This window comes from uncultured Campylobacter sp., assembly GCF_937921625.1.
In the GTDB taxonomy this organism is placed as follows: domain Bacteria; phylum Campylobacterota; class Campylobacteria; order Campylobacterales; family Campylobacteraceae; genus Campylobacter_B.
This window is the reverse complement of sequence record NZ_CAKZTI010000014.1, coordinates 1-25666: the sequence shown is the minus strand read 5'-3', so window position 1 is coordinate 25666 and position 25666 is coordinate 1. Positions and strand designations below refer to the sequence as shown.

Annotated in this window: 22 protein-coding genes; 9 read left to right on the top strand and 13 right to left on the bottom strand. The window is 47.0% G+C overall.

What is annotated here, in order from left to right; all coding sequences use genetic code 11:
- Positions 1 to 431 precede the first annotated feature (431 nt).
- The 4 genes from lpxD to Q0101_RS02085 all read right to left on the bottom strand — a co-directional run bounded on the left by lpxD (position 432) and on the right by Q0101_RS02085 (position 4762).
- Positions 432 to 1382, bottom strand: a complete 951-nt coding sequence (gene lpxD, locus Q0101_RS02100) for a UDP-3-O-(3-hydroxymyristoyl)glucosamine N-acyltransferase (RefSeq protein WP_297941831.1) — start codon at positions 1380 to 1382, stop codon at positions 432 to 434.
- Positions 1383 to 1414: 32 nt separating this feature from the next.
- The gene (gene ilvN, locus Q0101_RS02095; RefSeq protein ID WP_297882007.1) at positions 1415 to 1885 is read right to left on the bottom strand and encodes an acetolactate synthase small subunit; all 471 of its coding nucleotides are present in this window, start codon (positions 1883 to 1885) and stop codon (positions 1415 to 1417) included.
- A gap of 1 nt (position 1886) precedes the next feature.
- Positions 1887 to 3581 (bottom strand): acetolactate synthase large subunit, encoded by a 1695-nt coding sequence (locus Q0101_RS02090; protein ID WP_297941829.1) that lies wholly within the window; start codon positions 3579 to 3581, stop codon positions 1887 to 1889.
- A gap of 455 nt (positions 3582 to 4036) precedes the next feature.
- The gene (locus tag Q0101_RS02085; RefSeq protein ID WP_297941827.1) at positions 4037 to 4762 is read right to left on the bottom strand and encodes a helix-hairpin-helix domain-containing protein; all 726 of its coding nucleotides are present in this window, start codon (positions 4760 to 4762) and stop codon (positions 4037 to 4039) included.
- Positions 4763 to 4875: 113 nt separating this feature from the next.
- Between Q0101_RS02085 and pta the strand changes: the two genes are divergently transcribed.
- Genes pta through Q0101_RS02070 form a run of 3 tightly spaced genes read left to right on the top strand, consistent with a single transcriptional unit; the run spans position 4876 to position 8326 of the window.
- Positions 4876 to 6471, top strand: coding sequence for a phosphate acetyltransferase (gene pta / locus Q0101_RS02080; RefSeq protein WP_297941824.1), 1596 nt, complete (start codon positions 4876 to 4878; stop codon positions 6469 to 6471).
- Positions 6472 to 7677, top strand: coding sequence for an acetate kinase (locus tag Q0101_RS02075; RefSeq protein WP_297941822.1), 1206 nt, complete (start codon positions 6472 to 6474; stop codon positions 7675 to 7677). It abuts the gene before it with no gap.
- 40 nt (positions 7678 to 7717) lie between these two features.
- Entirely contained in the window at positions 7718 to 8326 is a 609-nt protein-coding gene (locus tag Q0101_RS02070) for a hypothetical protein (protein ID WP_297941820.1), read from the top strand.
- Between the two features lie 203 nt (positions 8327 to 8529).
- Here Q0101_RS02070 and Q0101_RS02065 read toward each other — a convergent pair whose 3' ends face one another.
- The 7 genes from Q0101_RS02065 to Q0101_RS02035 all read right to left on the bottom strand — a co-directional run bounded on the left by Q0101_RS02065 (position 8530) and on the right by Q0101_RS02035 (position 15916).
- Positions 8530 to 9702, bottom strand: a complete 1173-nt coding sequence (locus Q0101_RS02065) for a HAMP domain-containing sensor histidine kinase (protein ID WP_297941818.1) — start codon at positions 9700 to 9702, stop codon at positions 8530 to 8532.
- Entirely contained in the window at positions 9695 to 10357 is a 663-nt protein-coding gene (locus Q0101_RS02060; RefSeq protein ID WP_297941817.1) for a response regulator transcription factor, read from the bottom strand. The genes Q0101_RS02065 and Q0101_RS02060 overlap by 8 nt, the downstream gene beginning before the upstream one ends.
- Complete coding sequence (locus Q0101_RS02055) at positions 10357 to 10599, bottom strand: hypothetical protein (RefSeq protein ID WP_297902676.1); 243 nt, start codon at positions 10597 to 10599, stop codon at positions 10357 to 10359. Before Q0101_RS02055 ends, Q0101_RS02060 begins: the two co-directional genes overlap by 1 nt.
- Before the next feature lie 435 nt (positions 10600 to 11034).
- A complete protein-coding gene (locus tag Q0101_RS02050) occupies positions 11035 to 12024 on the bottom strand; it encodes a methionine ABC transporter ATP-binding protein (protein ID WP_297941815.1) in 990 nt (329 codons plus the stop codon).
- Between the two features lie 43 nt (positions 12025 to 12067).
- Positions 12068 to 13054, bottom strand: coding sequence for a diaminopimelate dehydrogenase (locus Q0101_RS02045; RefSeq protein ID WP_297941813.1), 987 nt, complete (start codon positions 13052 to 13054; stop codon positions 12068 to 12070).
- Positions 13055 to 13112: 58 nt separating this feature from the next.
- Positions 13113 to 13259, bottom strand: coding sequence for a hypothetical protein (locus tag Q0101_RS02040; protein ID WP_169748464.1), 147 nt, complete (start codon positions 13257 to 13259; stop codon positions 13113 to 13115).
- Between the two features lie 41 nt (positions 13260 to 13300).
- A complete protein-coding gene (locus tag Q0101_RS02035) occupies positions 13301 to 15916 on the bottom strand; it encodes a valine--tRNA ligase (RefSeq protein WP_297941810.1) in 2616 nt (871 codons plus the stop codon).
- Positions 15917 to 16149: 233 nt separating this feature from the next.
- Between Q0101_RS02035 and Q0101_RS02030 the strand changes: the two genes are divergently transcribed.
- The 6 genes from Q0101_RS02030 (at position 16150) to Q0101_RS02005 (ending at position 22868) form a co-directional block, all read left to right on the top strand.
- Positions 16150 to 16926, top strand: coding sequence for a MetQ/NlpA family ABC transporter substrate-binding protein (locus Q0101_RS02030; protein ID WP_005870677.1), 777 nt, complete (start codon positions 16150 to 16152; stop codon positions 16924 to 16926).
- 114 nt (positions 16927 to 17040) lie between these two features.
- A complete protein-coding gene (locus Q0101_RS02025) occupies positions 17041 to 17865 on the top strand; it encodes a peptidyl-prolyl cis-trans isomerase (RefSeq protein WP_005870679.1) in 825 nt (274 codons plus the stop codon).
- A 234-nt stretch (positions 17866 to 18099) separates the two neighbouring features.
- Positions 18100 to 18699 (top strand): DedA family protein, encoded by a 600-nt coding sequence (locus tag Q0101_RS02020; protein WP_297941808.1) that lies wholly within the window; start codon positions 18100 to 18102, stop codon positions 18697 to 18699.
- A gap of 315 nt (positions 18700 to 19014) precedes the next feature.
- Positions 19015 to 20421: an aspartate ammonia-lyase gene (locus Q0101_RS02015; RefSeq protein WP_005870686.1), complete on the top strand. Its 1407-nt coding sequence runs from the start codon at positions 19015 to 19017 to the stop codon at positions 20419 to 20421.
- Between the two features lie 292 nt (positions 20422 to 20713).
- A complete protein-coding gene (locus Q0101_RS02010; protein ID WP_297941806.1) occupies positions 20714 to 22057 on the top strand; it encodes an anaerobic C4-dicarboxylate transporter in 1344 nt (447 codons plus the stop codon).
- 283 nt (positions 22058 to 22340) lie between these two features.
- The gene (locus tag Q0101_RS02005; RefSeq protein ID WP_297941803.1) at positions 22341 to 22868 is read left to right on the top strand and encodes an NAD(P)H-dependent oxidoreductase; all 528 of its coding nucleotides are present in this window, start codon (positions 22341 to 22343) and stop codon (positions 22866 to 22868) included.
- Positions 22869 to 24347: 1479 nt separating this feature from the next.
- Here Q0101_RS02005 and Q0101_RS02000 read toward each other — a convergent pair.
- Together Q0101_RS02000 and Q0101_RS01995 are read right to left on the bottom strand one after the other, a co-directional pair.
- A complete protein-coding gene (locus tag Q0101_RS02000; protein WP_297941801.1) occupies positions 24348 to 24617 on the bottom strand; it encodes a hypothetical protein in 270 nt (89 codons plus the stop codon).
- Positions 24614 to 25024 (bottom strand): hypothetical protein, encoded by a 411-nt coding sequence (locus tag Q0101_RS01995; RefSeq protein WP_297941798.1) that lies wholly within the window; start codon positions 25022 to 25024, stop codon positions 24614 to 24616. The genes Q0101_RS02000 and Q0101_RS01995 overlap by 4 nt, the downstream gene beginning before the upstream one ends.
- Between the last annotated feature and the right edge of the window lie 642 nt (positions 25025 to 25666).

The window sequence follows — 25666 nt, the reverse complement described above, 5'->3', positions numbered from 1 at the left end:
CGTCGCCGCGCCCGCAAAATAGGAGCATAAAAACATCTCTATCATTGTTTTTCCTTTAATTAAATTTGCGCTGATTTAAAGCGCTCGTAAAGCTCGAGTGCCATGACTGCGAGCAAACGCGACCCAAACTAGCAGATCAAATTCTACCGCGCCCACAAAGCAAGCGCACGACAAAAAACGGCGCGGGCAGAATTTCGCCGATAAAAGGGCAAAAATTTACCGCCGCAGCGATTACAAAATACACCAAAGCACAAACGGCAAGGCAAACCACTCCACAATCGCCAACTGCCTAGCGATTTCAAACTTCACTGAAACGACGCGAGCCTGCTAGATTAAGCTAGCTAGAGGAGTCGATCAGAGCGAACGATCAAAACTATCAAATCAAGCCGATCAACCGAACCGACTAAAGCAAGTCAGCCAAGGCAAAACGGCTAGTGCTTTTTATCTTTAAAAAATCTAACGATCTTAGCCTGCAGCTTGAACCACTCGCTAAGCTCCATTATAGGCTGTCCTGCGTAGTTTTTGCCGCCCGCCAGATCCTTACTTATGCCGCCGCGCGCCGCGATCTGAGCGAAATCGCCCACGCTTACGTGCCCGCCGCTGCCGCTCTGTCCGCCCATCACGACGTTACGCCCAAGCGTCGTCGAGCCCGCAAGTCCTACCTGAGAGACGATGAGGCAGTTTTGCCCAAGCTCGCAGTTGTGCCCGATCTGAACGAGATTGTCGATCTTGCTGCCGCGCTTAACGATCGTCGAGCCGAATACCGCGCGATCGATCGTCGTGCACGCGCCGATCTCGACCTCGTCTTGCAGTACGACGTTGCCGTTATGATAAATTTTAACGTGCTCGCCCGTTTTAGTATGCGCGTAGCCGAAACCGTCGCTTCCGATAACGGCGTTTGCGTGGATTATGCAGCGCTCGCCGATGATCGCGTCGTTGTAGATGACGGCGTTTGCGTGGATCACGCAGCCGCTTCCGATATGCACGTCATCGCCGATATACGCGCCGCTTAAAATGATGCAATCCTCGCCGATCGTGGAATTTACGCCGATATGCACGCCCTGCCCGATCTGCGCGCTAGCGGCGATCTTTGCGGGCGCGCCGCTACGAATGAGGGGCTTAGCAAAATGCGCGCTTAAGATCGCAAAGGCTAGATGCGGATTTTCGCACTCTAGCGCTCGCACGCCGTTTGGAACCGCAGTGCCGCACTTTACCAATACGGCGGCTGCCTTGGTGGCGGATAAAAATTTCTCGTTTTTGTCGCTATCGCAGTAGCTCAGCTCGCTTTGCCTTGCGTTTTGAAGCGAATTTATCGCAGTAATCTCCGCGTCCGCCCCGCTAAGCTCTATATTTAAAATTTCGGCAATTTTGGATAATTTCATTTGCGCTCCTTTTGATTAAATTTTATCGCCGCTTACATATCCAGCGCGACACTGCCGCCGCGGACGACGTCGATCGGATTATATTTTTTTATCGTCTTTAAAAATCCGTCGATGCGGTCTGCGTCGTCGCACGCCATGATGACAATCTTGCTGTCGTCGCTGTTTGCGATGCTACCGTTGTAGGCTTTTAAAACTGCATCGAGCCCCGCTAAATTTTCACCCAGCGCGATCTTTACCAGAACCATCTCCTTTTCGACAAATTTTGCATCATCGATGACCTTGTAGACGGGGATCAGCTTATGAAGTTGCTTAGTGATCTGCTCTATGACGCGCTCATCGCCCGAAGTGACGATGCTAAGGCGCGATAGGCCGGTATTTGGGATCGGCGCAACGGTGAGGCTGTCGATATTATAGCCGCGCCCCGCAAAAAGCCCCGAGATCCGCGACAAAACGCCGTGCTCGTCGGTAACGACGACCGATATTACTCTTCTTATGCTATTCATCCTAAGACTCCTGCTCAAAAATCATATTATAAAGCGCGCCGCCTGCGGGTACCATCGGCCAGACATTTTCGAAGCGGTCGATCTTAGCTTCGATGACGCTTACCTTTTTGCTAGCAAGAGCCTGCTTCAGCGCATCTTCAAATTCCGCTTTAGTGCTAACGCTAAAGCCCACGCCGCCGAAGCCCCCCGCAATTTTCACAAAATCGGGCTGCGAGCTAAGATCGGTCGATGAGAAACGCTGCCCGTAAAATAGACTCTGCCACTGCCGCACCATGCCTAAGAAATTGTTGTTTAATACGATATTTACGACGTTTAGGCCGCTCGCGCTCGCAGTCATCAGCTCTTGGATATTCATCAAAATCGAGCCGTCGCCGCTGAAATTTATAACCGGTCTATCTCCCGCATAAGCCTTCGCGCCCAATGCCGCGGGCAGGCCATATCCCATCGTGCCCTGCCCGCCGCTACTTAACAGAGTGCGCGGCTTGCAAAACGGATAAAACTGCGCGACCCACATCTGATGCTGCCCCACGTCCGTAGCGATGATAGCATCCTCGCCAGCGATTTTTGCGGTACTTTGGATAACCCACTGCGGCTTTAAAATTTCATCGCTGTCGTTAAATTTAAGCGGATGAATTTCATCGTATTTGCGGATAAGCTCGCGCCACTGCTCGAAATTTGCAGGGCTAACCTCGTTTTTAATGCGAGGTAGCATCTCCTCTAGCACCGATTTCACATCGCCCACGATCGGATAATCCGCGTTTATGATCTTTGAGATTGAGCTAGGATCGATATCGACGTGGATGATCTTTGCGTTTTTGCCGAATTCGCTAAGCTTGCCGGTGACGCGATCATCAAATCTCGCGCCCAGGCAGATTATCAAATCCGACTCGCTAAGCGCCATATTTGCGGCATAGCTGCCGTGCATACCGACCATGCCGAGGCGGTTTTTATCGTCGCTTCGCATAGCTCCCAGCGCCATAAGGGTTTCAACGACCGGGATCTGCGCAAACTCGCTAAGTTCGCGCACCAGCTCGCTTGCACCCGCGCTAATAACGCCGCCTCCGATGTAGAGGATAGGCTTTTTGCAGCTTGCGATTAACTCGACGGCTTTTTTGATCTGCTTAGCGTTGCCCTTATAGTTCGGCTTGTAAGTCTGCATCTTGATTTCGCTAGGATATTCAAAAACGCCCAGCTTCGCCGTCACGTCCTTCGGCACATCGACATGCACGGGCCCGGGCCTACCGCTGCGAGCGATATAAAAGGCCTCTTTTAAAATTCTAGGCAGCTCTTCAATCGTCTTAACTAGATAGTTGTGTTTGACGCAAGGGCGTGAAATTCCGATCGCATCGATCTCTTGAAAGGCGTCGGTGCCGATGAGCGAGGTCGCCACCTGACCGCTGATAAGCACGATCGGGATGCTATCGCTATACGCCGTAGCAAGCCCCGTAAGCGCATTCGTAAATCCAGGACCGCTTGTGACGACGGCCACGCCTACCTTGCCGCTAGCGCGCGCATAACCGTCTGCAGCCATCGCCGCGGCCTGTTCGTGGCGCACCAAAATGTGTCTGAAGTATTTTTGTTTGTAAATTTCATCGTATATATTAAGCGCCGCGCCGCCGGGATAGCCGAAAACCACCTCGACCCCCTCCTGCCGCAACGCCTCCACGATCATCTGCGATCCGCTAATTTCTTTCATACGCCCATCCTGTTTCGTTGGAATAATTTTATGATTATATTATTTTGTAAATTAAATTTCACGAATTTTAGGCGCTAAATCGGGTCGAATTTAAAATTTAATAGCGGCGCAGACTGGGGCAAAATTTCGGAATTTAGCGAGAGTAGAAAAGGCAAATTTAAAATTTAGCCATAAATTTAAAACGGACGGGATGTTCGGATTTAAAATTTTAAAGTGCAGATTTGTTTCGACCAAACGCGGCACGGAATTTTTAACGTAAAATTTTAGCTTGAAATTTTACCACGTAAGCTGCTGATTAAATTTATAAATTTTTTGAAATTTTATCGTAGCGCAGAGCAACTCCTGTGTAGATTTGAAATTCCATAGCTACAAAATTTTAAAATTTAGCCGTAAATTTAGGATGGGCGGAATCTCGATTATAAAATTCTAAAATTCCGCCCACGTAAAATTAAATTTTAAAACCCTCTATCTACCTGCACGCCTACGCCCACGCTAGCGCAGTTGCCGCTTTGCGGATCGCAGTCGCCGAAGCTTGTGACGCTGCTGGATCTTTTCGAGCGGATCGTTCCCATATGCATAGGCACCGGCATGTTACGGCGCGAGCTTCCGCCGATTTCGCTATCGCTCATACTATTAGAACTTCTCCTGCGAGAATAATCATCACGCGGAGGTGGCGGTGGCGGAGGCGGTTTTATACCTCCGTGCGGAGGTGGTGGCATGCCGCCAGGAGGTGGGGGAGGCGGAAGAGGCATCATTCCGCCGTGCCTACCATATCCTCGCGGAGGGGGAGGCGGCGGTAAAGTACCGGTCTCTGTGATCGTGATGCCATTGCCGTAATTTTCAACGCGTTTGTAAGTAGAGCCTCCGTAAACCGTGCGGGTGCGGGTCTTTTCGACCACGACTATATCGCGGTCAGGCTGCACCGGCTGCTGAACGTTAGCTCTAGGCGATATTTCAAAGCTCTTCTGCAGTTTAGCAGTATCGTAACTTGCAAAGCCGTTGATGCCCTTTAGCTCATCTGCACTTGAAATTTCGCGCTTTTGGCGGTATTGCATAAGCATATCCGCCCTACCCGCATCAAGCCCACCGATCGTCATCAGCTCGTAGCGACTAGCTTCGTTTATATTGATTTTCGCCGCGGCGAGGCTCACTAAAAGAGCCAAAATCACTAAATTTTTCATGTGCGCTCCTTTGTTGGAAGTTACCAAATTCTAAACCCTCACGATAAATCTTTGATTAACACGCAAGCAAAATTTTGCTACAATTACCTATCTTATTTCAAAAGGATCAACCGATGAACGGAATTTTGCTCCTATGCGACGAGCCTGTCGCCTACCAATCCGAACTAAAAAAACTAGATAAAATTTTATCCATGAGCTTTCACAACGTTTTGCAACTTTGCATCGCTGGCGACAATGCCCTTTTTAGCAGGAGTGAGCTTGAAAGAGCACTCGCGGACGGGCAGGATGAGCACGTGCGAAAGGCGGCGATAGAACGCTTTGCGCAGATCCTAAAGCAGTGTAATTTCGTGCTGGTTCGCGGCGCGGCGGGAGCCGATATGCGCGAGCTAAATTTACAAATAGCCAAGGATCTAAATATCCCCGTTTGCGGATTTTATCCTAACGAAATTGCCGCGCGCATCGGCGAGCGCGCAATCGCTGCAGCAAAAGCGCTGAATTTCGCCAGCGTATATGAAGGTAAAATTTTATTTGCTGCGGACAGATCAAGCTCTAGCAGCGTAAATTCTAAAAAATCGGGGCTTTGCGGCAAAAATTCCGCACGCGAAAGCGGCGCGAAATCTCACGACGAAGATTCAAAGCTTTGCGGCACAATAGAGCTCGATAAAGTCCTTGCCGATAAAAGCTACTTCACGGACGCGGCAAATTCCACGCGCTGTGAAATTTTAACCCCTTTGAAATTTGAAAGCGAACTATACGCCAAAGCTCGCGCGAACGTTAAAACCGTCGTACTGCCCGAAAGCGACGACGAGAGAATTTTGCGCGCGGCTGCGATCATTAAGCAAAGCGGAGCGGCAAATTTGATCCTTTTAGGGCGGCAAGACGAAGTGCAAAAAAACGCGAGCGAGCTGGGGCTCGATCTAAGCGGCGTTAAAATTTTAGATCCGCAGACGGATGCGAGCTTAGAAAAATTTGCGCGCGATCTTTATGAGCTTCGCAAGGCAAAGGGCATGAGCGAGACGCAGGCGCGCGATTTAGTGCGCGATCGCACCTACTTCGGCACGATGCTCGTATATGAAGGGCTAGCCGATGCGATGGTAAGCGGTGCCGGCACGACTACTGCAGAGACTATCCGCCCCGCACTTCAGATCATCAAAACAAAGCCTGGTATCGCGAGCGTTAGCGGCGCATTTATAATGTGCCTGGATACGCAGGCGCTGCTTTTTGCCGACTGCGCCGTAGCGCCGAGCCCGAGCGCGGAGTATCTGGCGGGTATCGCGATCTCAAGCGCCGCGACCGCAAAGGCTTTCGGGCTTGAACCGCGCGTGGCAATGTTAAGCTACTCAAGCGGCGATAGCGGCAGCGGAGATAGCGTGGAATTTATCAAAACGGCGACGCAAAAAGCGCGCGAAAAGGCGCCGGAGCTTCTAATCGACGGGCCGCTACAATTCGACGCGGCGGTCGATGCGGCGGTCGCTAAGAAAAAAATGCCGAATTCGGCGGTCGCAGGACGCGCGAACGTATTTATCTTTCCCGATCTTAACTGCGGAAATATCTGTTATAAGGCCGTTCAGCGCACCGCAGGTGCTATCGCGATCGGCCCGATTTTGCAGGGCTTAAAAAAGCCGATAAACGATCTAAGTCGCGGCTGCGAGGTTGCAGACGTCGTAAACACCATCCTAATAAGCGCAATTCAAGCGGGAGATAATTAAATGGATATCCTAGTCATAAATTCCGGCTCGAGCTCGGTTAAATTTAAATTCTACGATATAAAAAACCATGCCTGTATCGCAAGCGGACTCATTGAAGAGATCGGCTCGACGCACGCAAACGGCCGTCTTAACTGCGTTAACGGGCAGTTCGCCGAAGTAAAGGGCGAAAATATCCCGGATCACGAGACCGCGATCGCGATGGCGATCAATCTTTTGAAACAAAACGGCGCGATAAAAGACCTCTCCGAAGTGGGCGGTATCGGGCACCGCATCGTTCAGGGCGCCGATTATTTCGACGCTCCCGCGCTCATAGATGAGGACGTAATGGCTAAAATCGCCGAGCTTGCGCCGCTTGCGCCGCTACACAATCCCGCAAATTTAGCGGGCATCAAATCCTGCCTCAAAATAGCCCCTAAAATTCCAAACGTGGCGGTTTTCGATACGATATTTCATCAAAGCATTCCGCCGTATGCGTATATGTACGCGCTGCCGTATGAATTCTACGAAAAATACAAAGTCCGCCGCTACGGCGCGCACGGCACGTCGCACGGCTTCGTCTCGCAAGAGGGGGCGAAATTTTTAGGCATAGAGTATGAGAAATTTAACGCCATCACGCTGCATCTAGGCAACGGCTCGAGCGTGAGCGCCATAGAAAACGGCAAGTGCATCGACACCTCGATGGGGCTAACGCCGCTTGAGGGGATCATCATGGGCACCAGATGCGGCTCGATCGATCCTGCGATCATCCCATACATCGAGCGAGTCGCGGGCTACAACGCGCAGGATATGGACGTCATAATGAACAAAAAAAGCGGACTGCTCGGCATCTGCGGCGCAAGCGATCTGCGAAAAGTATATGAAAAGATGGAAGGCGGCGAGCCGCGCGCGAAACTTGCGTTTGAGATGCTCGTGTACAGCGTCGTTAAGATGATCGGAGCGTATTATGCCGTGCTTGGGCGCGTGGACGCTTTGATCTTTGCAGGCGGCATAGGCGAAAACGCGCCGCATTTTAGAGAAAATGTCTGCGAGAGGCTCGCTCATATCGGCATTGCGATAGAGCCTGAGAAAAATTACAACAATACCGGCTCGATCCGAAATTTAAGCGCGGCGGGCAGTAAAATTCAAACGCTCGTGATCCCTACCAACGAGGAGCTAGCGATCGCCGAAGCCACGGTAGATACGATCAATAAAAACTCTAAATTTTAAAATTTAGGCAAAGCGTAAATTTAAAAGGAAACGGCGTCAAATGGATATAAAAGCGGAGATAGAGGGCATACAGCCGTATCCCGATACGAAATTTATTAAATTTTTCGGGCGACTTTACGCGGCGGTTTTTGCGCTGTTTGCGATCACGGCGCTTAGTGTATTTGCGCTACCCGAAAACATTTTAGACGTAAGCGCGGCATGCGCGGACTTCGTTGGATTTATGAAGCGGTTTTTTCCAAACATCGCCGCAATCGGCAAAATAAGCCCGCATACGCAACTTGCGGAATTTTACGTCGCGGCATTGTGGATACCTATTTTAACGGCTTTCGCGCTAAGCTGCGTGTATTGTCCGATCGCCACATTCTTATACAAAAAAGAGCTTCCCGCCGTCAAGACGCAGCTAATTATGCTTATCGGCATACCTTTTATCTATTGGCTTCTAAATAATTATTTCTACGCCGATTTTGCCATAAACGGCATCCCACACAAAGTAGGCAACGGGCGGACGTTTCCAACTTTTGCGAGCAGAGAAAGCCTGTTTGGTTGGCTATCGTTTTTTGGAGGCGGCTCAATGTTTTTTGGTATATCTGTTCCGATTTTATTCAGTAATATAATCCACTGGATATACTTATCAAGAAATAAAAGCTAAATTTTATGAAATCGCGGACGAATAAAATTCCGCACTAATAACTTTCAGGATCATTTTACGAGCGCAAAGCGAGCGGGCGATTAAATTTAAACGCTCCGGCAATTAGAGCCTTTTTGCGCGGAATTTAAGCGACCAAACGACGATTAAATTTAAACTGCAGGCGGTCGCTTTTAAATTTTAAAATTTCACTAAATTTTAAAATTTTATTCGCGCCACGTAAGGCGGAAGGTCGTTACTTCGCCCGGCACGCTGTCGTAGGAGATAGAAAAGGAGTATTTTTTGCAGACCTCGCTTACGATGCTAAGCCCGATTCCAAAGCCGCCCTCGCTTGAGTTAAAGCGCGCAAAGCGCCTGAAAATTTCGTCGCCCTTTTTCCTGTCGATCCCTTCGCCGCTATTTGAGATCGCTAGCTCGCCGCGCCTTAGCCGCACATCCACGTAGCCGCCTGCATTTGCGTATTTTACGGCGTTGCTTAGCAGATTGTCGATGAGGCGCGAAATTTCATAGACGTTCGCGCTCATGCTCGCATCCGAAAGATCGGTTTTAAGGCTTAGTCTGCGTTTTTGGATAAACGGCGCGAAGTATTCGCAGCGCGAAGCGACGAGGCTCTTTAGATCGATTAAGATAATCTCGCCCTCCTTATTCATACCGAAGGTTAAAAACACGAGATCCTCGTAGATGCGCGAAAGCGTCTTAGCGGCAAGATCGATATTAGCGACGCGCTTGGCGTTGTATTCTCCAAGCTCTGCGTGCCGCATCGTCTCGACGCTCATGGAGATAATACTAAGCGGAGTATTAATCTCGTGGGTGCTATCTTTAATGAAGCGATTTAGTGTGTCGATCTTATCGTAAAGCGGCTTTGTACCTAGCCGCACCAGATAAAACGCCACGGCTAATATCACGCCCAAAAGCGCTATCATCATCGCTGCTGTTTTGATACGAAGCGTTAAAATTTCGCCCTGCACGCTACTTCCAAGCAGAATGATTTTAGCCTTGGAAAAGGCGTTTCGCTCCTCCATATTTTGCAGATTCTCATAAATTCCTAGCCTACCGCCACTTATAAATTCCGCCTTTAGCTTCGCTTTATCAAGTGTGCCAAGCTCACCACTGCAGCCGTAAATTTCATCAGAGTTTGGCTTAAATATACACGCACTCACGCCCTTTTCGCGCTCAAAGTCCGCTAGCGATTCCAGCCCATCCATACTTGCTTTCATATAGATCATCATTTTGATCTCTTTTAGCTCTTTTATCCTGTGCGAAAGCAGCGCGGCTTCGTTCATCCTGTAATTTATCTTGAAAAAATATCCCAAAAACAATGCGCTTGAAATGAGATATAAAGATAGAATTTTAAGCGTTAAAGCGGTCTTTTCAGACATACAGATACCCTGCGTTGCGGCGATTTATGATGTGCTCTTCGCCTAGGACGCGGCGCAAATTTTTGATATAAGTTCGCAGCGCTTCCTCGCTCGGAGTTTCGTCAAAAGCGTAGATCGCGGAGAAAATTTCATCCTTGCTTAAAAGCCTGTTTTTATTTTGTAAAAAAAGCGCCAATAGCTCGCGCTCTTTGTTTGAAAGCGCGACGGGCACGCCCGATCTGCGCAGCTCTTTGCTTGCAAAATAAAATTTAAACTCATCGTCAATAGTTACAAAATCATCAAAATTATGGCTGAAGTTTCGCTTTATGAGCGAATTAACGCGCAGCATCAGCTCTTTTAATTCATACGGTTTTTTGAGATAGTCGTCGCAGCCGCTTTTAAAACCGACCTCAAGATCATCGAGCGTATTTAGCGACGTAGCAAATATCGCAGGAGTGTGATCGCCGTTCTTGCGTAGCTCTTTTAAAAGTGAGAATCCGTCGCCTTTGGGGATTTTTACGTCAAAGATAAAAAGATCAAATTTTTGCTCATAAGCAAGATCCGCGGCGCTTTGAGCGTCGCTGCAAACGCATACGTCAAAGCCCGCGTCTTTTAGATATTCGCCGATGAGATCGCAAAGGGTCTCATCGTCCTCTACGAGTAAAATTTTACTCACTACATCTCTTTTTTAATCTCTTTTTTCATCTCTTTTTTTGCATGAGAGCCCTTTTTAACGGCATCTTTTTTCATACCATGCGTCTCGTGCTTCATATGTTTCATCTCAGCTTTCACCTCTTTCGCACCATTATGCATTGATGTATTGGCGTCCTTCATCTCATCTTTCATGCCCATATCGGCAGCTACGGCAAAAGTGCCAGCAAATAGCGCACTAAGCGCAAACAAAGTAAGTTTTTTCATTACGTACTCCTTAAAAAAAATTAGCGGAATTATACTTCCGTAAAAGTGAAGTAAGTGTGAAATTCCGAAAAAATTCAAATTTAAATTTAAACGCCTGTAATTTCAAACGCGGAGCGGCTTAAATGCGCTCGGTCGGTCGCGATCCCTGAAATTTAAATCGCCTCGCTATGGCTAGTCGAATTCTAAACGCGAATCAAAGCTAGCCAGAGCGCACGCCAACAGCGCATCACCGAGCTTATTTTATCGAGGCAAAATAGAAATTTAAACCACTCTCGTCATAATTAATTAAATTTTATAATGCTACGGCTCGATCGTTAAATTTAAAACGCCTAGCCAGCCTTTGAGTTCGCGACCTCGCCCGAGCTTTTAAATTAGCCATGCCGCGTAAGCCCTTAAATTTAGTGCGGCGCAAGCGCACAGGGCGCGAAATCGCACCTAGATCGCGGCGCAGCTTTTGATCTCATCCTCGCTTACGATCTCATAGATCACGCCAGCGTTTTTGATAAACTCCTCCACGCGCACGACGTGAGCGGGCTCTACGTTGATCACGAGGCTTCCGACGACGTTTTTATCGAGGCGCTCGAGCTTGCCCCAGACGATGTTAAAATTTATCTCCAAAGCGCGCGCCATGTGCGTGATCACGCTGTCAAACGCAACTGCGGGCGGGAAAAAGAGCCTGATATTCACGCCGCTTGCGGGAAGCACCTCCTCCTCGCCCAAAAACTCCTTCATATTCTCATCCGGGTGCAGAAACAGCGAGACGATATCGCCCGAGTTGCTCACGCGCCCGCCCTTAAGCAGGATCGCACGCTGCGCGATGCCTTTTACGACCTCCATCTCGTGCGTAACGAGCACGATCGTAATGCCTAGCTCGCGATTGATGCGGCGCAGAAGCGATAAAATTTGCGCGGTGGTATTAGGATCAAGCGCCGAGGTCGCCTCGTCGGAAAGCAAAATTTTAGGGCTTAATGCAAGCGCGCGCGCAATCGCCACGCGCTGTTTCTGTCCGCCGCTAAGCTCGCCGGGGTAGGCGTTTGCTTTATCCGCAAGCCCCACGAGCTCCAAAAGTTCGGCTACGCGGCGCTTTGTATGGTCCTTCGAATAGCCCCAAAATGCTAACGGCGTGGCGACGTTTTGCGCGACGCTGCGGCGGCTCATAAGCGCGAAGTGTTGAAAAATCATACCGATATTTTTGCGCAGCTCGCGGATCTGCGCGGCGCTTAGCTCTCTTACCTCCCTGCCCTCTACTTTGAGACTTCCTTCTTGATAGTCCTCAAGCCCGTTTATGCAGCGCAGCAGCGTGCTTTTACCCGCACCGCTGCGGCCGACGATGGCAAAAATTTCGCCCTGCTTTACTTCTAAGCTCACATCGTCGATCACGCAGGTTTTGCCGTAAAATTTCTTTAAATTCTCTATCTTTATCACTCAGATTTCCTCGTTCATAATTCCGCCGAAACGCTCCAAAAATTTATAAAATTTCGCGCCTTAACTCATCTGCGCTCTTTGGCGAAAGAAGCGCCGGAGCGATGTCAAACACGCTAAACGCGCCGCACTCGCCTTTTTGCGCCAAACGATACGCCGCGCGGGCGTAAGCTACGAGCACGCTTGCGGTAAATTCTGGATTTGAGTCAAGCTTTAGCAAAAACTCGATCAGGTGTTTATTTTCTCCATGCTCGCCCGTTACTCCGCTTCGCAAAACGAATCCTCCGTGAGGTATGCCGCCGTGCTCTTTTTTAAGCGTCGCAAGATCTACGAAATGCACGCTCGTGTCATAGTCGGCGAAGTAATTGGGCATCGTTTTTATCTCACGCTCGATGCGCGCTTTATCGGCGCCGTCCTGCGCCACTACGTAGCACTCGCGCAGGTGTTTTTCGCGCGTGCTAAGTTTTGGGTTTTCGCCCGCACGGACTCGTTCCAAGGCGCTTTCTATCGGCACGGTGTATTGGCGTGCGTCCACGACGCCCTCGATCCTGCGGATGGCGTCTGAGTGGCCTTGGCTTACGCCTTTACCCCAAAATGTGTAGCTGCTGCCGTTTTCTAGCACGCTCTCGCCAAATAGGCGGCTTAGCGAAAACAGTCCCGGATCCCAGCCTACGGCGATGATACCAACTTTTCCGCCCGCTTTGGCGGCGGCGTCTACCGCGGCGAAGTGCTCAGGTATTTTTGCGTGCGTATCGAAGCTATCTACGACGTTAAAGCTCTGCGCAAACTCGGGCGTCTGCGTCGGCAGATCCGTCGCGCTACCGCCGCAAAGAACTAAAACGTCAAATTCGCCCTTGTGCGATAAAATTTCATCCGCGCTAAATACTGGCGCGCCGTATGTTTGCACACTGTGTGGCTCGCGGCGAGAAAACACCGCCGAAAGCTGCAAATCCTTGCTATTTCGCGCGGCAAGCTCTACGCCGCGACCCAAATTTCCATATCCCAAAACCGCTATTTTTATTTTTTCGCTCATTTTTTATCCTTCAAATTTTAAAATTTAGCGCGTAAAACGGAGCGCCGCCGATGAAATTTTACCTAAGTAAGAAATAATAAATCACGTATAACCAACTTAAAAATCCGTGGATTATCGCCCACATTATGCTTTTATTGGCTCCCCATGATAGTGCGACGGCTATGACCGTGCCTAAAGTAAATCCACCGATACTACCCTTTGACATATTTTTCTCCTTAATTTAAAATTTAAGCTCAAACTAGCGGGCTACTCGCCAAACGCCTTTAGCTCGTCGCATACTTTGGCGAATTTCTCCTGCGCGCTTTGCAGTCCTTCGCGGTTGGCTTCGACTACGGCTTGCGGGGCGGAGGCCACGAATTTCTCGTTATTTAGCATGCCCGAGAGCTTTTCGATCTCTTTTTGCAGCTTCGCTTTTTGCGCGTTAAGGCGCGAAATCACGCCGCTAAGATCGACCCCCTCAAGCGGTACAAAGCTTTCTAAGCTCTCGCTTACGTCGCGGGCGGAATTTGCGATATTTTGCTGCGTAAATTCCACTTCATCGACCTTTGCTAGCGTTTTGATGTAGTCCGCAGCGGCGCTTAGATCGACTGCAGATTTGACGTAGGCTTTGGCTACGCGCGCATTGCCGAGCTCGATCGTCGCCTTTGCGCGACGAATGCTGACGATCGCTTCGATTAGCAGCGAAAACAGCTCCTCGATCCGCTCGTCGCGCTCGCCAGGATGTGGGTATCTCATCACCATGATGGAGCGCGCGTCTTGCAGCTTCGTGCCGCTTAGCTCCTGATACAGATACTCGCTTAGAAACGGCATAAACGGGCTTAGCAGCTTCATCGCTTCTTTAAAAATCATCCCTAGCTCGCCTATCGCGGCCTTGTCCGCCTTGCTAAGCTCAATGCCCCAGTCGCAAAACTCGTCCCAAAAAAACTTATAAAGCTCGGTCGCAGCGTCGTTGAAGCGGTATTCGTCCAAATTTTCCCGCACCGCGCCCACGCAGCAGTTAAAGCGCGAAAGCATATATTTGCCGAGGCTCGTTTTGATCCGCACCGCGTCTAAATCGTCAAATTTAGAAGCGTTTAAAAGCAAAAATTTGCTCGCGTTATAAAGCTTATTCGTAAAATTTCGATATATCAAAAGCTTATCGTCGCTAAGGCGCAGATCGCGCCCCTGCACGCACAAAATCGTAAGCGTAAAGCGCAAAATATCGGCGCTAAATTCATCGATTTTTAGCAGCGGATCGACTACGTTTTTGCTCGATTTGCTCATCTTTTTGCCGTCTTTGTCCTTAACTAAGGCGTGCAGATAGATGTCGCGAAACGGCAGCTCGCCCATGGCGTTTTGGCACTGAAACATCATGCGCGCGACCCAGAAAAATAAAATGTCAAAGCCGGTAATCAGCATGGTATTCGGATAAAATTCGCTCAAATCCTCTTCAAACCACTTCTCGTTTTTCAGCGCCTCGCCGTTACCCCAGCCAAGCGTACTGATCGGCCAAAGACCGCTTGAAAACCATGTATCGAGCACGTCGGGGTCTTGAGTAAAATTTTTACCGCCGCATTTCGGGCAGGCATCAGGGCTCTCGCGCTCATCCGCCCACCGATGGCCGCAGTCGCAGTAAAACACGGGAATTCTATGCCCCCACCACAGCTGGCGACTGATGCACCAGTCCTTCAACTCACGCATCCAGGCGTTGAAGCTATTGATCCAGTGCTTCGGGAAAAATTCCGCCGCGCCGGAATTTACCTTAGAGATCGCCTCTTTTGCAATATCTGCGCGCACGAACCACTGCTGCGAGATGTACGGTTCGACGACATTTTTGCAGCGGTAGCAGTAGCCGACTTGATTTTCGTAGTCCTCGATTTTTTCGATAAAGCCCAGCCGCTCAAGCTCCGCTACGATCTGATCGCGCGCGGCAAGTCGCTCTAAGCCTTGAAATTTACCGCACTGCTCGTTTAAAATTCCTTTTTCGTCAAATACCGTGATAAATTCCAGCTCGTGGCGCTTGCCGACCTCGTAGTCGTTGGTATCGTGCGCTGGCGTGACCTTAACCGCACCCGTTCCGAAGCTCATATCGACGTATTCGTCGGCGATGATCTCGATCTCGCGGCCGATTAGCGGCAGCACGACTTTTTTGCCGATCAAATTTTTATAGCGTTCGTCCGCGGGATTTACCATGACGGCGGTGTCGCCGAAGTAGGTCTCAGGGCGCGTAGTAGCGACCACGATAAATTTATCTTGTCCGTCCGCAAAGTAATAACGCAAATGATAGAGTTTACCCTTGTTCTCCTTATGCTCTACCTCCACGTCGCTTAGCGCGCCGTCGTGCGTGCACCAATTTACCATGTAGTTTCCGCGCACGATGAGCCCCGCGTCGTATAAGCTTACGAAGGCTTTGCGAACGGCGTTTTTAAGCCCTTCGTCCATCGTGAAGCGCTGTCTGCTCCACGCGGGCGTGACGCCCAGGCGCTTCATCTGCTTTACGATCTGCCCGCCGCTTTGCTCTTTCCAGTGCCAAACGTGCTTTAAAAACTCCTCGCGCCCTATCTCTTCTTTTTTGATCCCTTGCGCCAAAAGCTCGCGCTCGACGACATTTTGCGTCGCAATGCCTGCGTGGTCTAACCCCGGCTGCCACAGCGTGCGGTAGCCGTCCATTCGCTTGTATCGCGTCATAATATCTTGCAAGGTAAAAGTGAGCGAATGCCCGATATGAAGCACTCCGGTGACGTTTGGAGGGGGCATCATAATGCAAAAGTTTTTGCCTTTTTGCTGGATATCTTTATTGCCGTCGATCTCGAAATAACCGCGCTGCTCCCAAATTTTATAAAAGCTCTCCTCTACGGCTTTCGCGTCGTAAAAATCTGCCATTTTCAGCCCTTTTTTAAAATTTTAAATTTTGCGATTTTAGCGGAATTTATGTAAAGCGCTCATTAAAGCGTGCCAATTCTGCATTATACAATAAAATGTAGTATTTAAATATATATAGAAATATCGAATTTTGGAATATTTTAGATAAAATTTTAAAAAATCATATAAAAACGCTTGACATTAAAAATTCTACCTGCTATAATACCGCGAAATTTTAACCAAAAGGATTAAATATGAAGAAATTTCTTCTCGCTTCGCTTCTTAGCGCCAGCGTCGTCAGCTTCGCTCTTGCCGAAAAAATCGTAGTCGCCGCTACTCCGATACCGCATGCCGAAATTTTAGAGCAGATTAAGCCTGATCTAAAAGCCCAAGGCTACGATCTTGAGGTCAAGGTTTTTAACGACTACGTAACCCCAAACCTCGCTACTGATAGCGGCGACGTGGATGCGGGATTTTTCCAGCACGTGCCGTATATGGAGGAATTTAACGCTAATAAAGGCACAAAATTAAAAGCGACCGTAGGCGTGCATTTAGAGCCGATGGGCATCTACAGCCATAAGATTAAAAATTTAAAAGATCTTAAAAACGGTGCCAAAGTTGCCGTGCCGAACGATCCGACTAACGAAAGCCGCGCTCTTGATCTGCTCGTAGCCGCGGGGCTCATCGAAGTTGATCAAAACGCCAAGCTTCGCACGCCGTTAGATGTCACGAAAAATCCTAAAAATTTAGAAATTTTAGAGCTTGAAGGCGCCGCGCTTCCACGCACCCTGGGCGATGTCGATATTGCAGTCATCAACTCAAATTTTGCCTTTAACGCAAATTTAAACCCGATCAAAGATTCGCTATTTTTAGAAAAGGCGGAGGGCAACCCTTACACAAATGTTATTAGCGTTAAAGAAGGCAACGAAAACAGCCCTAAAATCAAGGCGCTAGATAAAGCGATCCAAAGTGAGAAAGTGAAAAAGTTTATCGAGACGCAATATAAAGGCGCAATCATTCCATCGTTTTAACTCCCCTCTTTTTAAAATTCGGCGCAGGATTCGCGCCGAATTTGCTGGCATTCGCTATTTTATTTACTATCTTTTTTTATAATTGCGCGAAATTTACCGAATAAAGGAAAAATAATGAAAAGAATTTTATCTTTCAGCTTTGTTGCCGCTATGGCTATATCTTCGCTTAATGCAGGCGTTTTGGCTACTGCAAAAGACGCAAATATCACTATTACGGATGAGGATGTTGCACCGTTTTTGGCTCAAGGTATGCAGCACGGCGGACAGGAACCAACCGCCGATGAGAAGAAAAAACTAATCGATGATCTGATCAAATACAAACTTCTAATCGCAGAGGCGAAAAAATCAGGTATTGAAAACAGCGACGAATATAAACATCAGCTAGAGCTTGCTAAAGATGGCATCGCATTTAATCTATGGCAACGCGAACAGGCTAAAGACGTAAGCGTCAGCGACGAGGAAGCTAAAAAAATTTATGATGAAAATAAACAAAATTTCATGCAACCAGATTCCGTTACCGCAAGTCATATCTTAGTAGCAGACGAAAAGGCTGCTAAAAACGCGATTGCGAAGCTATCAAAAGTCAAAAAAGAGAATTTAAAAGAGGAATTTAATAAGCTAGCCAAAGAAATTTCAATCGATCCAAGTGCGAAAGAAAACGGTGGCGATTTGGGCTCTTTTGGCAAAGGGATGATGGTGCCGGAGTTTGAAAAAGCGGCGTTTGCGCTAAAAGATGGTGAGATGAGCAAAACGCCGGTAAAGACACAATTCGGATATCATGTAATCTACAAAGAAAGCAGCAAAAAGGCTGAGACTATGCCGTTTGAAAAGGTAAAAGATCTCATCAAAAATCAGCTACTTCCAAGCAAAGTAAACAAAAAAATTGATGACAAGGCTAATGAGCTATTCGGCAAATTAAACATCGAATACGCAAAATAGTTTTAATTTTAAGGCGCGAGGCTATTAAATTTATATGCAAGTTCTCTGCGGCAGTAACTTGCAGGGATAAATTTTGGCCCGCGCCTTTGTTTTATATGCGCTAAATTTTGTGAAATTTTAAGCTCACTCTTGTATCGCCGGATTGTTAAATTCTAAACTTATTCGCTCTGCCGATGTTAAATTTTGCGGAATTTTAAGCGCAGCCGGTTTTTTACATTAAATCAAGGAATTCAAATGCTTTCTGATATCGTAAATTTTATCGTAGAATTTGTCGCAGGTTGGGGATACCTTGGCATTTTTGTGATGATGTTTTTAGAAAGTAGCTTCTTTCCTTTCCCAAGTGAAGTAGTGATGATCCCTGCAGGCTATCTGGCCTCAAAATCACAGATGAGCTTTGCTCTAGCATTTGTTTGTGGGCTTGGCGGCAGCATCACCGGCGCGCTGTTTAATTACTATCTATGCTACTTTTTTGGACGTAAGATTATCGCTAAATACGGCAAATACGTAGGCATCACCGAGGAGAAATTTGCAAAATTCGAAGCGTTTTTTAACCGCCATGGCGAAATTTCAACGTTTAACTGCCGCCTAATCCCTGGCATCCGTCAATACATCAGCCTTCCTGCGGGGCTTGCAAAGATGAATGTCGCGCGCTTCGTGCTATTTACCGGGCTTGGAGCTGCGATTTGGACACTAATACTAATGAGCTTGGGATATTTCATCGGCGAAAACGAGGAGCTAATCAAGCAAGATCTGCATCTAATTACGATCGCTCTGTTCGCCGTCGTCATTATAATCTCGCTTCTATATGTTTATTTTATAAAACGCAAAAAATAGTTTCACGCCAGTAAATACAAATACAATGAAAAATTCCATTTTATCGCCTTTAAGTTCAAATTTTTCAAATTATAATTTAAGCTAAACAAGAATTTTTATAATTTCACTTTCATAATCTGCGTGCAATACGATATTTCTATTAAAGTGTAATTATGCCTTAGTAGCGAATTCTAAAATATTTTTTAAGTAAAATTCTATTTAAAGCCTTAAACAATCATACTAATTTCTAAATTTTAATTTTTCGTTACGTTTTAAGCTGTTTTTAATACTAAAAGCTTTAAAATTCCATTAACAATTTCAACGAAAGGACTTATTATGGCAAAGACCAGAAAAGAACACGATTTCATCGGTGAATTAGAAATTTCCGACGATTTTTACTACGGTGTGCAAACATTTAGGGCACTAGAGAACTTCCATCTAAGCGGACGAGCGCTCAAAGACTATCCATTTTTTATCAAGGCATTTGCACAAATCAAAAAAGCAGCTGCACTAGCCAATAAAGAGGTCGGAGTCCTAGACGCACAAAAAGCCGATGCGATTGCAAAAGCTTGCGACAGGCTCATCGCAGGAGAGTTCAGAGATCAATTCGTAGTCGATATGATCCAAGGCGGCGCCGGAACTTCGACGAATATGAATACCAACGAAGTCATTACCAATATAGCTTTGGAGAGCATGGGACACAAAAAGGGCGAATACCAATACCTCCATCCAAACGATCACACAAATTTGGGTCAAAGCACTAACGATACCTATCCTAGCTCGATCAAAGTCGCCGCTTACGCCAAGCTAACCGATCTACTAAAAGCTATGGAAAATTTGAAAAAAGAGCTTGAAGTCAAAGCCAAAGAATACAAAGATGTCATCAAAATGGGAAGGACGGAGCTTGAGGATGCCGTCCCTACTACTCTTGGAAATACTTTCAACGCTTTTGCTACCTACATCAAAACCGATATCGCACTTATCAAAGCTGCTAGAGAGTCGATGACTTACCTAAATATGGGCGCTACGGCGATCGGCACAGGTATCAACTGCCATCCTGATTACAAAAACGTAGTCGAGAAAAAACTGGGTGAAATCACCGGCGTTAAATTTAAAGCTGCAGAGGATTTCATCGCCGCTACGCAAGACACCGCAGACTTCGTCCACGTTAGCGGCGCGTTAAAAACTGCCGCCGTCCGCCTAAGTAAAATCGCAAACGACCTACGTCTTATGAACTCCGGTCCTAGATGCGGACTAGGCGAAATCGAGCTTCCTAAGATGCAACCGGGCAGCTCCATCATGCCGGGCAAAGTAAATCCGGTCATCGCCGAGGTCGTAGGCGAGGCTTGCTACGAGGTAATCGGCAACGACGTGACTATTATGCTTTGCTCCGAGCGCGGAGAATTCGAGCTTAATGCGTTTGAGCCTGGCATCGCATATGCGCTATTTAACTCGATTGTGCTTTTGGAAAATGCGATGAATACACTAGCTGAAAAAGCTATCAAACATCTAAAGGCAAATCCTGAAGCTTGCCTAAAATCGGTGTTAAATTCCGTCGGTATCGTTACGGCGTTTAATCCTTACATTGGCTACGAGAAATCCGCAAGTATCGCCAAAGAGGCACTTCAGACCGGAAAATCTGTCGGCGAAATCTGCCTAGAGCGCGGATATTTGAAAAAAGAGGAGATCGATAAGATCCTAGAGCCTAAATCTATGCTCAACCCACATATGAGCAAAAAATAGTTCCAAACTAGGTGCGGCACGGAATTTCGTCGGTTAATTTAATAGGCGAAATTCCACAAAGTAGAATTCTATTATAATATAGATAAGATTGATCGTGCAGAATTCCGTAGATGCAGAATTTCATCAAGTTAGATTTAGCTTCCGTGGAGTAAAATTCCACTTGCGAAATTTTAGGATAAAATTCCGCATAGAATTCCGACCACTGAATTATAAAGATAATTCGGATTTTACCTGCTGAAATCTTTAGAATTCTGCGCGCCGTTAAAAAAATTACTTTATAAGGAGTTTTGCAATGGACTTTATGGTGATATTGCAATTTATCGTGTTGCTCGGCGGCATCTACCTAGGCGTTAAGCTAGGCGGCATGGGCGTCGGTTATGCAGGCGGCTTAGGCGTCATCGTCCTAGCCATTTTGGGTATGAAGGTGGAATTTAAAGATATTCCGGTTGACGTTATCTTGATTATCGCATCGGTAATCTCTGCGATTACGGCGCTACAAGTCGCGGGTGGACTTGATTATCTGGTTCAGGTGGCATCTAAAATTTTGCGCAAAAACCCAAAACAGATCAACTACCTAGCGCCTATCGTTACCTATCTACTTACGATACTAGCGGGCACCGGACACACTGCGTTTTCTATGATCCCGGTTATCGTCGAGGTTGCGAAGACTCAGAACATCAAACCTTCCGCTCCTCTTGCGCTCTCGGTCGTTTCATCTCAGGTCGCGATCACGGCAAGCCCTATTTCGGCAGCATTCGTCGCCATGAGCGGTCTTTGCGAGAAGCTAGGCGTTAGCTATCCTAAGCTTTTGTTTATCTGCATCTCAACTACTTTCGTAGCTATGCTGATTACATCCTTTATCGTAAATAAATTCTACGATCTCGATCTTTCAAAAGACCCTGTTTATAAAGAGAGACTTTCAAAAGGTCTTGTAGCCGAGATCAAAGCCGAGGAGTATAAAGAGCCGAAGCCTTATGCGAAAAGATCGGTTGCGATATTTGCTATCGGCGTTTTGATCGTCGTTTGCTATGCACTTGCGATCTCAAAGAGCGTTGGCTTGGTAGAAAAACCGATCCTTTCAAGAGATAGCGCGATTATCAGCTTTATGCTAACTATCGGCTTTCTTATCGCTGTTTTGTGCAAGATCGATACGGGCAAGCTGCTCTCTACCAGCACCTTCCAAAGCGGTATGAATGCGTGCATCTGCGTCATCGGTATCGCATGGCTCGGTACTACTTTCGTAAACGGTCACATCGACAGCATCAAAGAGGTAGCTAAAAACGTCGTTACGCAGTATCCTTTCGTACTAGCCGTCGCGCTATATTTCCTAAGCTGCTTGCTATACTCGCAGGCTGCGACCACAAAGGTTATGATGCCTGCAGTTGCTGCCGCGCTTGGAATGACCAGCCCTGAAAATTCCGGTCAAATTTGGATCTTAGTCGCATCGTTCGCAGCCGTTTCAGGCTTGTTCGTGCTCCCTACTTATCCTACGACGCTCGGCGCGATCGCCATGGACGATACCGGAACGACTAGAGTCGGTAAATTTGTATTTAACCACTCATTCTTCCTTCCGGGAACCATTATGGTTGCGCTTTCGGTTGCTCTAGGATTTATCGTAGCTCCTGCACTAATCTAAGATTAGTATTCCTTTCATTTGCGCCGAATTTTTCGGCGCATTTTTCATACCATTTAAAATTTTTAATACAATCTAATAGATAAAATTCTATCGATTTTGGGGCCTGCCGTATTTACTTATAAATTTAACTTCTAATCGCATGCAAAAAACTACAAGCCTGCCAGTATTATTTGAGTGGAAGTAAAATTTCATTTGAAATTTCATACCCATATTATGCTGGATGATAAATCAAAATTTCAGCCAAAAAACATATAATGTAAGAAATTTAAAACAAGGATAAAATATGAAAAATCTCATCATCATCGCTCATCCCGATATGGCAAGCTCGCATGCAAACAAGGCGTGGCGCGAGGTAGCCAAAAAGCAAGCCGATAAATTTGATATTCACGAAATTTACGCCGCTTATCCGAACGGCAAAATAAACGTAGCGCGCGAGCAGGGGTTACTTTTGAGCCACGATAAAATTATCATTCAGTTTCCACTTTATTGGTACAGCTATCCGCCGCTTTTAAAGCGATGGTTCGACGATGTATTTGCCTACGGCTGGGCTTACGGCAGCACCGGCGACAAGCTAAAAGGTAAAAAATTCGCCCTAGCGATCACTATCGGCGACGAGCGAAACAACTATAAAAAAGACGGCACGATCGGATTTGACATAGAGGAAGTTATCACGCCTTTTAAATGCGCGATGAATTTTACGGGTGCTAAACTGCTGCCGTGCCACTTCGGCTATGGATTTTCATTTCATCCAGATAGCGAATATATCGCAAAAAGTGCAGAAAAATACGAAGAATTTTTAGCAAAATTTTAAAATTTACAAAGGCAAAATTGCTTTTTAGTCGCAAAATTTATTTTAAAAGTGACGGATGAAAATCATCTTTTCATCCGCACTGCTTGGTACGCTTCCTGCATCACTATTTTTGCGTTGCACACGCAGCCTGCTGACATAATCCCACGCCCTTTTGATCGTAAATTTTACTCTACCTCCCTAATGGGGCAAAATTTACGTTAAAATTTATACGAAATTGCCGTATGGAGCATGCTTTAGTACAGTCATATAAAAATCAATGAACATAAAATTTTACCTAAAAATTTGCACCCGCTCGCAACAATACTCGTCTTAAATTTCCACAAAGCGCTAAAATCTATGCACGTTCGCCGCAGCACTCAACTCAAATCCTTCGCTAAATTCATAAAACACGCAAAGTCGCGCGTTCACTATAACGCTACCGGACTTGTATGCGCTGTATATGAGCTTGCCAAGCCCATCCTCATTAATGTGTCAAAACAGCAATCACTCGTCTTGCTAGAAAGCGTGTCAGCTGGCAGGTATAAAAGAGAGCTACTGCGAAAGTGGTGCAAAATACGATATCTCCGCACCGAGCTGCTATAGTGTTTGCTACTTCTGCGCGTACAAACCCAAGATCCAAAAAGAGATTTAAAGCAAAGTAGCGCCTGCTACCCTCCGCGCGTGCAGATAGCTCAAAGCTGCCAAAAAGTTTGCGCTCACTTCGCCACTGAGCGCAATTTGCCTATTGCGTAGCTATTAATACTTTCAGATTTCAACCTGTTCACTTTTACTTTCCGTCTTTTAAATGCCTGCGCGCAGCTAGCTGCAAAGACGTATTCGCTGGATATACCTTGTAGCTCGCCCCCATGCCCTCGATAAAAATCTGCCGTAATTTATGTAGATATTTGACAATAGAGATCGTTTGGATACGATCTTTCGTACGAAGCCTAAAAGCGCTACGCCGATACAGATGCTCGCGCCATTTTTTAGCTCTGCGCGCGCTGCCTAACGTCGCTGCAGTCACAATTTTCTCTGATGCGACACTTAAAGACAACCTATCGCCAAAACTACTGAAAAGCTTTTAGCCTTGTTTTTTCTGCTTTAGAATTTAGTCTCAATCAGTTCTTTGCTAATAAACCGACAGAACTTCCGTGCTTTGATATAACCCATCCACGCGGAATTTAGCTAAATTTATTTGGATTCTTAAAAACGTGCCAACTTTTCTATCATGTCTTATTTCAAATAGCAGCAAAATTCTACCGCCACACTGCAAAGAGTTAAATTCTATCGAGCAAATTTACTAAAAATTTTAAGAGTAGTAGAAGTAGTAATAGATGATTAATGCTTTTCCAAATGGATACCGCCGCCAAATTTTAATAAAAATATATCCATTAAATTTACGCTCTTTAAATTAGCCAGCAAAAGCTTAAATTTCACAAGGTTTCCTGTGAAAGCAAACCCCGCAATACTTCATTAAACGGCGCAAAAGCCGCTTTAATTTCACTCTGCGACGCGATTTACCCAGATCAAAAATTCATCGCTCGGGTTCTCGTCGTCCAAATGCGCGGGCGTGACAAGCTCAAGCGCGGTTTGCGGGATCGTCGTTTTAAACGTCTGTGTTACCCACTGCTGAAATCTCACGTTTGGATGCACGATAAAATCGTCGCTGTTTGGCAGCGCGTTAAAATCCTCATCCCAGCAGATCTCGTCGTATCCGATCGCAAGCAACCGCAAAAAATCAAGCCCGCTATGAGCCAAAATGCAGGTCATCGTCGAACCCGAGCCGGAGCCCATGTGCGGGGTCTAGCCTCGCCCGCATCGTCCAGCCACAGCGCGCACATCGAGCCCTCCGAGCCGCTGCCTGCGAACACGCAAAGCCGCTGCTTGATCTCGGCGGCAAGCTCGCGATCCTCGTCGTAAAACCAATACCTTAGCTCCTCGTCGCGATTTTTCGGCTCATCCGTGGAAAATACGATGTCGGTGCCGCCCTCGCGCTCATCGTCGCTCCAGCTCTGCTGCAGCCGATCTTGCGGGTAGAGATAGCCGCGTCTGCGCCCGCCCGCGTCGTCATAAAAGCCGTTTGCCTCGATCCACGCATAAAGCGCCTGGGTCTCGCTCGGCACGCGCATACCCTGCGGTAATGCCTCGCGCAGCTGCGCTAACAATAAATTTTCCACGATCGCTCTTTTTGTTAAATTTGCCGCTCGAATTTTACTGCGTTTCGGCTAAATTTACGGATATTTTGTCTGATATTTGCGGCGTTTTACGCGCCCCGTCGCCGCAAGCGCAAATTGGGCTCTTAAAATTTAGCTTTTTGCTTGTTATACACGCGCCACAGCGGTATGAGCGCATATTTGAAAAAGGGTATGAGAATTTTTAGTAGAACAATGCGTAAAATTTTACGACCTGAATTTTATTATTTTAAGGTCTCTTCGCTTTTTTGCAGAAATTTACGGTTTTAAATTTAGCTCGCCGCAAAGAGTAAAATTTTATCGATACCTATAAATTTAAAATTTCTCGCGTCTTTTGCTTACATGTCTCAAATTTTTGCTCAAACTCCGCGCGTATTTGCAGCTCGTTTTTCGCCCACATTTTGGTGTATCCCGAGTTCGCACTAGGAAATATACGTAGCTCGTATTCTAAAATTTCGTTATAAACGGCACTTTGTCATTATTAAATTTACAAATTTTGCCGCCGTCTGATCGGACGGGCGAAATTCCGCGTCTAAATTCCAAGCTCGGCTCTTACGAGCGCTTCGTTTTGCGGCGTCAAAAAGCCCGCGATATCCTGCCACATCGAGTGAAAGCCGTATCCGCCAT